The 9,923-nt window shown below is 40.9% G+C and carries 11 protein-coding genes and 1 tRNA gene; 3 read left to right on the plus strand and 9 right to left on the minus strand.

The features are described from left to right. Nucleotides 1-45: 45 nt before the first annotated feature. The 9 genes from HMPREF0106_RS23610 to HMPREF0106_RS23570 all read right to left on the minus strand — a co-directional run bounded on the left by HMPREF0106_RS23610 (nucleotide 46) and on the right by HMPREF0106_RS23570 (nucleotide 5,955). On the minus strand, nucleotides 46-516 hold the full coding sequence (locus HMPREF0106_RS23610; protein WP_004315772.1) for an ExbD/TolR family protein: 471 nt from the start codon (nucleotides 514-516) through the stop codon (nucleotides 46-48). A 3-nt stretch (nucleotides 517-519) separates the two neighbouring features. Then, entirely contained in the window at nucleotides 520-1,113 is a 594-nt protein-coding gene (locus tag HMPREF0106_RS23605; protein WP_004315773.1) for an ExbD/TolR family protein, read from the minus strand. Nucleotides 1,114-1,149: 36 nt separating this feature from the next. Next, complete coding sequence (locus tag HMPREF0106_RS23600) at nucleotides 1,150-1,635, minus strand: hypothetical protein (protein ID WP_009038743.1); 486 nt, start codon at nucleotides 1,633-1,635, stop codon at nucleotides 1,150-1,152. 6 nt (nucleotides 1,636-1,641) lie between these two features. Further along, entirely contained in the window at nucleotides 1,642-2,442 is an 801-nt protein-coding gene (locus HMPREF0106_RS23595; protein ID WP_004315775.1) for a MotA/TolQ/ExbB proton channel family protein, read from the minus strand. Between the two features lie 74 nt (nucleotides 2,443-2,516). Next, nucleotides 2,517-2,604: transfer RNA gene (locus tag HMPREF0106_RS23590), tRNA-Ser, on the minus strand. A 120-nt stretch (nucleotides 2,605-2,724) separates the two neighbouring features. Beyond that, a complete protein-coding gene (locus HMPREF0106_RS23585; protein ID WP_004315776.1) occupies nucleotides 2,725-3,501 on the minus strand; it encodes a TatD family hydrolase in 777 nt (258 codons plus the stop codon). Next, complete coding sequence (locus HMPREF0106_RS23580) at nucleotides 3,495-4,211, minus strand: hypothetical protein (protein ID WP_009038744.1); 717 nt, start codon at nucleotides 4,209-4,211, stop codon at nucleotides 3,495-3,497. Before HMPREF0106_RS23580 ends, HMPREF0106_RS23585 begins: the two co-directional genes overlap by 7 nt. A 15-nt stretch (nucleotides 4,212-4,226) precedes the next feature. Beyond that, nucleotides 4,227-5,201 carry a polyprenyl synthetase family protein gene (locus tag HMPREF0106_RS23575; RefSeq protein ID WP_009038745.1) on the minus strand — a complete coding sequence of 325 codons (975 nt, stop codon included), beginning with the start codon at nucleotides 5,199-5,201 and terminating at the stop codon, nucleotides 4,227-4,229. 70 nt (nucleotides 5,202-5,271) lie between these two features. Next, nucleotides 5,272-5,955 (minus strand): energy transducer TonB, encoded by a 684-nt coding sequence (locus HMPREF0106_RS23570; protein WP_009038746.1) that lies wholly within the window; start codon nucleotides 5,953-5,955, stop codon nucleotides 5,272-5,274. A 69-nt stretch (nucleotides 5,956-6,024) separates the two neighbouring features. Between HMPREF0106_RS23570 and cmk the strand changes: the two genes are divergently transcribed. From cmk to pfkA, 3 genes are all read left to right on the plus strand, one after another. After that, nucleotides 6,025-6,858, plus strand: coding sequence for a (d)CMP kinase (gene cmk, locus HMPREF0106_RS23565; protein WP_009038747.1), 834 nt, complete (start codon nucleotides 6,025-6,027; stop codon nucleotides 6,856-6,858). Between the two features lie 8 nt (nucleotides 6,859-6,866). After that, nucleotides 6,867-7,736, plus strand: coding sequence for a 4-hydroxy-3-methylbut-2-enyl diphosphate reductase (locus HMPREF0106_RS23560; RefSeq protein WP_009038748.1), 870 nt, complete (start codon nucleotides 6,867-6,869; stop codon nucleotides 7,734-7,736). Between the two features lie 201 nt (nucleotides 7,737-7,937). Then, entirely contained in the window at nucleotides 7,938-8,918 is a 981-nt protein-coding gene (pfkA, locus tag HMPREF0106_RS23555; protein ID WP_004297914.1) for a 6-phosphofructokinase, read from the plus strand. The last annotated feature ends 1,005 nt before the right edge of the window (nucleotides 8,919-9,923 follow it).

The following is a 9,923-nucleotide window of genomic DNA, read 5'->3' on the forward strand; positions in this document are numbered from 1 at the left end:
AAACCGATTTGGACACCCTTCCTTTTTATATATCAAATTAACTAATTACTTTTCACCACGTTTAGTAGCTGAATAGTTAATCTTCAAAGCATAAGATTTTCTAAGAGCATTTTTTACGTCAGTAATAATACCCATCTTTGTCTTTTGGTCTACTTTCAGAGATACAGTCATTTTAGCTGCATCACCTTCATTCATACTTGCACGTTCCTGGAAAATGAAGTCCTGTACTTCACCCACTTCAGCATAGCTGTCGTTGAGCTGAATACGACTTTCAGTACCCATTTTTGCGCGATATTCCTGTGTAGGTTCTCCTACATAGATGAATGTTACCAGCGATTTCTTCTCCAGTTTTTCGAGTTCAGTACCTTGCGGAAGTGTAAACTGTACCTTTAACGTTACCTCACGCATTGTTGTTACAATCATAAAGAAGAACAACAAGGTAAAGATAAGGTCAGGCAACGAAGAAGTATTCAATGCCGGCATTTCACGTTTACCAGTCTTATTAAATTTTCCCATTACTTACTTCTTTTTTTCTCCGTATTTTTTAGGTTCTGCTTCAGAAATTCGTTGCGGATAAATTTCACGAATCGCTTTTTGCTGATCGTCATTCAATTCCGCATATGTAGTTCCAAATTTCTGTTCAGCCAACTCGTCTCTCAATTCATTGTATGCAGCCACCAATTCGTTCTGCACGCTGATATAAGCCTGATAAGAAGATCCACGGTCATTCTGCAAAGAAATTACATGCTTGTCATTAACCAGATATGTGCCAAAGAATTCTACATTCTTTTGTGTTTTTTCAGGCATATGTTCTGCGTTAGCAACGTTAGCAATAAATTCTTTAGCTTTCTCTCTCAACTGATCAACACCAATATAATCATTACCGCACATCAAAGCATCATCTTTATTCAAGTATACCTGCAATACGTTACGTTCTTTGATTTTATCAGTATTATCCTGATCTTGATCTTCGGGCGGTGGAGGCAAAAGTCTTGCCAAACCACGGTCCGTATCCATTGATGTTGTAATCAAGAAGAAGATCAGCAACAAGAAAGCGATATCCGCCGTAGAACTTGAGTTAATATCAGGAACTTTTCTTTTTCCTCTTGCCATTGTTATTACTTATTTAATTGAGAATTACTCAATTGATTAGGATAATTTCTTCTTTATGCCACTCACGATGATTGCAACAACTGTTACAAACAACAGGATGTAAATAGAATAAAGGAACATATCAGTCAGTTTCAGCCAAAAAGGAACGTTGTCTGTACCGCTATAGCCTTGAATCTGCATTGGTGTTCCGTCACCCATAGACCAAGCAACAACTAAAACAACAACTAAAAGAACCAAACCAAGTAAAGATTTGATAGCATTTGCCGGATTATCTTTCAAAGCTGCTCCAAATTGGAATATTGCACCAAGTATAGTAGCTGCAATGGCAATGCCAAACAAAGCATACATCAAATAAAGTAAGGCGTCTGTTTGAGCCGGCTGCCACATCTCGGGATCTACTCCCGCAATCACTGCATCGCCTGTAGCATCTCCTCCTAAGAAGAAAAGGCACAATACGATCAGGATGATGGCAAACATCGCATAAAGTGCATAATACGATGCTCTATATGTTAACTTACTCATCTTCGATTATTTTTTGTATTTCAAGTTATATTTGATTACCATGTCTAACAAAGAGATAGAAGAATCTTCCATTTCGCTAGTCAGAGCTTCAATCTTAGCAAGTACATAGTTGTAGAATACCTGAAGGATCAATGCTACGATCAAACCGAAGATAGTTGTAATCAAGGCAACTTTCATACCACCTGCAACAACCGTCGGAGAGATATCACCTACCTGCTGGATTTTATCAAATGCCTGCACCATACCGATTACAGTACCCAAGAATCCGAGTGACGGAGCCATTGCGATAAACAGTGTGATCCAAGAACATCCTTTTTCAAGGTAACCAGCCTGTACACCACCGTAAGATACAACTGACTTCTCAACTACATCAATACCCTGATCAATTCTCATCAGACCTTGATAGTAAATAGAAGCAACCGGACCTCTGGTGTTACGAGCAATGTCTTTAGCAGCTTCAACATCACCTTTTTCCAAAGCAGCTTCGATAGATGCCATGAATTTTTTTGTGTTGATTTCAGCCAAGCTCAAATAAATGATACGTTCGATACAGAAAGCCAAACCGATCACCAAAGCGATAGCTACCAAACTCATGAAAGATGCAGTACCTTCGATGAATTTAACTTTGATTTCCTTGTGAATACCACCTTCTTCTGCAGCAGGAGCAGCAGCAGTAGTAGCTTCAGCGGCAGGAGCAGCTTGTTGTTCAGTTTGTTCTGCTGCAGGAGCATCTTGAGCCTGAGCAAGTTGAATTGAGCCAAAAGTGAAGGCCCCAATCACAGCAACAATTGCAAATAACTTTTTCATTGTGTGTCTAATTTTTAAGATTAATTAATTGATTATTATTATTGTATTTACTTCTCTTCTCTTTTTCATGTCTGCGGAGAGACGGGGATTCGAACCCCGGATACACTTTTGGCGTATACACGCTTTCCAGGCGTGCCTCTTCAACCACTCGAGCATCTCTCCCTGCATGTTTTCTGCATTTTCAGCTACAAATGTATTCTTTTTTTTCTTTTCTTGAAGCATTCTCCCTCTTTTATCTTGAATAAATACTGCAAATTAATATAATTTAAAACCTTTCGAACCTTATTTGCGGATTCCAAACACTTTTAGCGCATTAACAGAAGTGACCTCTGCTACGTGCTCTGGAGTTATCTGATAAATCTCCGCCACCTTCATAAGTGTGTCTTTTACATTGGCGCTCTCATTTCTCTTCCCCCGGTTCGGCACAGGAGCTAAATAAGGGGAGTCGGTTTCGAGCACAATGCGTTCTAAAGGAACTGTCGTCAGTGTTTCCGGTAAAGTCGATTTCTTAAAAGTAACGACTCCGTTAATGCCTAACATAAATCCTTCGAATTCCAACAATTTCGCCGCTTCTTCCGATGTCCCGGTGAAACTATGAAAAATGCCGGTCAATGGTGTCTTTTTATAGGGCTCCATTACCTTATATATATATTCAAATGCTTCTCTTGAATGAATTACAATCGGAAGGTCATACTCTAGTGCCCACTCTATTTGCTTTTCAAAAGCCAAAATTTGTTCTTTCAGAAAAGTCTTGTCCCAATAAAGGTCAAGGCCTATTTCTCCGATAGCCACAAATTCATTAGAAGTCGACAAGTACTTGTGTACAACTGCTAATTCCTGTTCATAGGATTCATTGACGGAAGTCGGGTGCAGCCCGATCATCGGATAGCAAAAACCCGGATAATCCCTACACACTGACAACATAGCATCAATGGTGGTACTGTCTATGTTGGGCATGAAAATATAGGAAACTCCCGCTTTCCGTGCACGTTCCATCACCTGCGGCAGGTCTTCGGTAAATTCTTCAACAAAAAGGTGAGAATGAGTATCTATCAGCATGATATTTCTTTTTCTTCTTTTACTTTCTCGCTGGAACGATAATAATATATCAGTCCGTAGTCGCGACATTTTTCTAATCTGGTATCATTGGGAGTGACATCCTGATATTTAGCTTCTACCTGGTTCCAGATATCCAGAATCAATTCATCTGCACGGTCACGCATGGATGCCAGTTCATCAAGACTGCGACTGGTTAATGCCTGATAGTTTTTCTGTCGTTCGTAGCTTTCCAGGAAAATATCATAATGCACTTTTACACGTGCAATAGTCGGATTATAAATAGGTATGCCGCCTTGAGTTGTTCTTTGTTGTTCGCCTTCAATTATTTTCTTCCCCCACTCTACCAGTGCGGCTTCACTCAACAGGTCCGGCACTGTGTTTGAAGCAGGTAAGCCATATAATTCTTTATGCGCCACTTTGATTTCATCGCGAAGTACTGCCAAATTGAGTACCTGGATAAAATGAGAGATATACAACCGGGCGGTCTTCACATTCATCTGATGCTTACGGCTGGCACGCGACTGGTTGTTGTAACACTGTGTATAATAAATTTGCGCAGCCTCGAACCGATGTAAGAAATTACGTGCCTCAAATAATGTCTTTAATGTAATAGCCAAGTCACGTACGTTATACATCTCCCCCTTTTCGACTGCCGCTTTCAACGCCCGAACTCTTGCTTGATCTGTATTTGGTAATCGTCTGTAAGGCATATCTCTGACACTTAGCTACATTTCACGATACATTAATAATTTCACAAGATTCTTCAATTCTTTTTTCCTGTCTTCTGCAACGGCGACTGCAGCCAGGCTTTCCATAGCAAGGGTGTAATATTCGCGCATTTTGTTTTCGCAGACATTACGGATATTCAACTGATTATAGATTTCAGTTACCGCTTCTATTTTTTCTGCTGGTTGAAAAGTTTCTGCATTCAACCAACGATTCAATTCTTCCTGCTGCTTTTCATCTGCGTGCTCCAATGCTTTGATAAGCATATATGTTTTTTTATTGCAAAGAATGTCTCCGCCTATCTTCTTCCCGAACACTTCCGGGTCTCCATATACATCCAACAAATCATCCTGCAACTGGAATGCAACTCCAATATGCATTCCAAAATGATAAAGATTCTCTGCATCTTCAGCAGTCGCTCCTGCCAAAATTGCACCGATTTTAAGACTAGCAGCAAGCAACACTGCCGTTTTCAAACGAATCATTTCAATGTATTCGTCTTCTGTCACATCACAGCGGGACTCAAATTCCATATCCAGTTGCTGCCCTTCACAGATCTCAAGTGTAGTCAGACTGAATAAATCCATCACTTCTTTCAGATGTTCCTGCGGACATCCCGTCATATAGCGAAATGCCAGAATCAACATAGCATCTCCCGAAAGAACAGCAGTGTTATCGTTCCATACTTTGTGTACAGTAGGTTTGCCTCTGCGCACATCCGAACGATCCATCAAATCATCATGCAACAAGGTGTGGTTGTGGTAAACTTCAATTGCAGTGGCAGGATCGTATATAGACGCCACATCCTCCCGATACAAGTTATATCCCATCAACATTAATACAGGACGTATCCGCTTCCCACCCAGAGAAAGGATATATTCAATCGGTTCATAAAGTCCTTTCGGCGTCCGGGTAAACTGAATTTCAGAAATATGATTATTTATCTTATCAAGTAATTGAGAAGCTGTAAACATGATGAATAAAAAAAATTAATGAATAAAAAGAGGCTGCCGAAAGCAGCCTCCTAATTTATATTATTACAAATTACTGCAATCTAAACATCACAGGAACCGTAAATTTAACACGTACCGGTTTTCCGCGCTGCATACCTGGTTTCCACTTCGGCATGGTATTAATCACACGGAGGGCTTCTTTATCCAGATACGGGTCAACGCTACGTACAACCTTCGCATCTACGATACTACCGTCTTTGTTAACAACGAACTGTACGATAACACGTCCTTGAGTTCCGTTTTCCTGTGCGATAGTCGGATATTTAATATTCTTTGCCAGATACTGCATCAAAGCTGCTTGTCCGCCCGGGAAGTCCGGCATGTTTTCTACAACCTCGAAAATAGTCTGTTCTTCCGGTTCTTCTTCAACAACTTGTACAGGCACATATTTTACTTCTACACGAGCTTGGTTATCTTCATTGATAATAGTTGTTGTTTCCTCAATATCAGCTTTATCATCCACAATCTCCAGCAATTCTGCTACTTTTGGAGCTTCAGGTGGTGGTGGAGCCGCTTGTTCAGGGGTTTCGGTAATAGGAATAATTTCCTCTTCAAACACGACATCAGCTACTGCCTGGCTTGTATCAATCTTCACGTCACGCTGGGTCCATTCGAACGCCACGAACATGAAAGCTAGAACTACCACGTAACCAACGAGCAACCATGTAGACTTCTTGTCTTCCAGGTCTGCTTTGGGTGATTTTTTAACTTCCATAAATTTATTAATATAATGATTAAAAAAAGTGTCCTTTCATGTGTCTCCGGGCAAATATAGTACATTTTCATGTATTCGTTCCCCTCTTTGCCTCTTTTTATCCGGCTTTTTAACTTTTTTAATTCTTTCGTACTTGTCTTGCTCCTTTTAACGGCAAACTTATGGTTGATTTTCAAATTTACCGTATCTTTGGCGGACAAATCAGATGAACTGAATATGAAAAAGATAACAATTGCAATCGATGGTTTTTCCTCTTGCGGAAAAAGCACAATGGCTAAAGATCTGGCCCGTGAAGTGGGCTACATTTACATTGACAGCGGAGCCATGTATCGTGCGGTCACCTTATATAGTATAGAAAACGGAATTTTCGACGGAGACGTTATCGATACGGAGAGGCTGAAAAAAGAAATTAAGGACATTCATATATCGTTCCGGCTGAATAAGGAAACCGGACGTCCCGGCACTTATCTCAACGGTGTGAATGTAGAGAATAAAATCCGTTCGATGGAGGTTTCTTCCAAAGTGAGTCCTATCAGTACGCTCGACTTTGTACGTGAAGCAATGGTAGCTCAACAACAAGCAATGGGAAATGAGAAGGGGATTGTCATGGATGGCCGGGACATAGGTACCACTGTTTTCCCGGATGCGGAACTGAAAATATTTGTAACCGCCACTCCCGAAATCCGTGCTCAACGCCGTTATGACGAGCTGAAAGCAAAGGGACAGGAAGCCAGCTTCGACGAGATTCTGGAAAATGTGAAACAACGGGATTATATCGATCAGAACCGTGAAGTAAGCCCGCTGCGCAAAGCAGAAGATGCGCTGCTCCTGGATAATACCGACTTATCGATTGAAGAGCAGAAAAAATGGCTTTTCGAACAATTTAATAAGGTAAGTAAATAGTTTGTTTTATGATCAAGGTAGAGATAGACGAAGGTTCCGGCTTCTGCTTTGGTGTGGTGACAGCCATTCATAAGGCAGAAGAAGAGTTGGCAAAGGGAGAAACACTCTATTGCCTCGGAGACATTGTGCACAATAGCCGGGAAGTGGACAGGCTGAAAACGATGGGATTAATCACCATCAATCGGGAAGAATTCAAGCAATTGAAAAATGCAAAAGTATTGCTCCGGGCGCATGGAGAGCCACCGGAAACTTATATGATTGCCCGTGAAAATAATATCGAGATTATCGATGCGACCTGTCCGGTTGTATTACGTTTGCAGAAACGCATCCGGCAAGACTATCTGGCAGACAGTGACGAAGAAAAGCAAATTGTCATCTACGGCAAGAGCGGACACGCTGAAGTGTTGGGGCTGGTGGGGCAGACAGACGGAAAAGCAATTGTGATTGAAAAGGCAGAGGAAGCCAAAAAGCTGGATTTAAATAAAAGTATCCGCCTTTTCTCACAGACAACCAAGTCACTGGACGAATTTCAGGAAATCGTAGAATACTTCAAACAACATATTTCACCGGAGGCGACTTTCGAATATTATGATACGATCTGCCGTCAGGTTGCCAACCGTATGCCTAAGCTCCGGGAGTTTGCGGCTACACACGATTTGATCTTCTTCGTCAGCGGCAAAAAGAGTTCGAACGGAAAGATGTTGTTTGAAGAATGTTTGAAGGTGAACGCTAATTCGCATTTGATAGATAACGAGAAAGAAATCGATCCTTCTCTTCTTCAAAACGTAAAATCGATTGGTGTATGTGGGGCGACTTCTACTCCGAAATGGTTGATGGAGAAGATTTACAATCACATTCGGACGCTTATCAAAGAATAATTGCTTTATTCATATAAAGAATAATAGCAAAGCAACATAAGAAAAAACGGCAAAGTAACACGAATGAATAAAAAGAAAGCAAGAAAGGGCTATTTGAACATTTTTAATGTTTTCTTCATACGAAAAAAAACTTCATAACCACTGCTTTCAACTTTTTATTGTACATTTGCCGCGTCAAACTAATTAATGAGAGATTGTTATATGGGAACAGTTAAGTGTATCGGAATTTTGACCTCCGGAGGTGATGCTCCGGGAATGAACGCTGCTATACGTGCAGTGACACGTGCAGCTATCTACAATGGATTGCAAGTCAAAGGTATATACAGAGGCTATAAAGGTCTGGTCACAGGTGAAATCAAAGAATTTAAGAGTCAGAATGTGAGTAATATCATACAGTTGGGTGGTACTATCCTGAAAACAGCCCGTTGTAAAGAGTTCACGACTCCGGAAGGTCGCCAGTTGGCTTATGATAATATGAAAAAAGAAGGCATTGATGCCTTGGTTATCATTGGTGGAGACGGTTCACTGACAGGTGCACGCATCTTTGCACAGGAATTTGATGTTCCGTGTATCGGACTGCCGGGAACTATTGATAATGACCTTTACGGTACAGACACTACCATCGGATATGACACTGCATTAAATACGATATTGGACGCTGTGGATAAAATACGTGACACGGCCACTTCACACGAACGTTTGTTCTTTGTAGAAGTGATGGGACGTGACGCCGGTTTCCTTGCATTGAACGGAGCGATCGCTTCGGGAGCGGAAGCTGCTATTATTCCGGAATTCAGTACGGAAGTCGACCAACTGGAAGAGTTTATCAAGAACGGATTCCGTAAATCAAAAAACAGTAGTATTGTATTGGTAGCCGAAAGCGAACTGACCGGAGGAGCCATGCATTATGCCGAACGTGTGAAAAACGAATACCCGCAATACGATGTACGTGTGACGATCTTAGGTCACTTGCAACGTGGTGGTAGCCCGACTGCCCACGACCGTATCCTGGCAAGCCGCCTCGGTGCTGCTGCTATCGATGCCATTATGGAAGATCAACGTAACGTAATGATCGGAATCGAACATGATGAAATCGTTTACGTACCGTTCAGCAAGGCTATTAAGAATGATAAACCAATCAAGAGAGATCTTGTCACTGTATTGAAAGAGCTTTCAATCTAATCTTTTTATTTTTAGGAGTTCAGCTTATATCAGTATATAAGATAAAGAGCGGTGGATGAACGGGAGATTTCCTTATCATTCACCGCTCTTCTTTCATTTATTCAATGCTTCTTTTCACCACAGAGGACACGGAGGACGCAGAGGTGAATTTGTTTTATGACTTACGATTGCGACCCTAATTTTGATGCGTAATCCTCCTACTATAAAGTTGAAAAAACATGAAAACATCTGCCACCTGCAACCAAACGCGTGTAATTCACTAGTTAATAGATAGTTGTAACGTTGCAGATACTGTTGCAGATAGGTTGCAGATCAAAGTATCTGCCACACAGTATAAGCCTTACATAAGCTAATTCTCCATGGGTGCAAAAGTTTATTGTATACATTAACTTCCCGTTTCCAGGCGGGGAACTGTCGTTTCCGGCATTAGAAATTACAATTTCCACGGCAGGAAACGAGAGTTTCTAAGGCAGGACACTACAGTTTCTACGTAAGGATACTGTCGTTTCCCTGTAGAGATACCACAAATTCTCCATAGAGTCACCCCAATTATCCCATAGCTTTGCATCAAGGAATCAAGGCTTTTTCTTTGATTATATAACGTGTTGCAGATACTTTATCTGCAACCTATCTGCCGCAGGTATCTGCCACGTTCCAACTATTTATTAACTAGTGCATTACACGCGTTTCGTTGCAGGTGGCAGATGTTTTTATGTTTTTCAAGGTTCTTCGTCAAATTTGGTGGTAATCTCTTTTTTATTTCAACTGTCTTCTTCTTTCTTAATCCTATTAAAAGTTGTAGATATGTTTGCTTTTTAGTAACTTTAAAGACACCACATCATTAAGAGTTACAATGCAACAAGTCATATCTACAACGTACAAATATACATCAAAAAAAGAAAATACTCCTACAAATAGGGGATTATTCCATGATTTCAGATTCAGTCTTGGCTACGATAATCTGCAACAAGATGGTATCTCTGAAGCTGTTGGCTCATTGACGGT

The sequence above is a fragment of the Bacteroides sp. D22 genome (assembly GCF_000163675.1).
Classification (GTDB): domain Bacteria; phylum Bacteroidota; class Bacteroidia; order Bacteroidales; family Bacteroidaceae; genus Bacteroides; species Bacteroides xylanisolvens.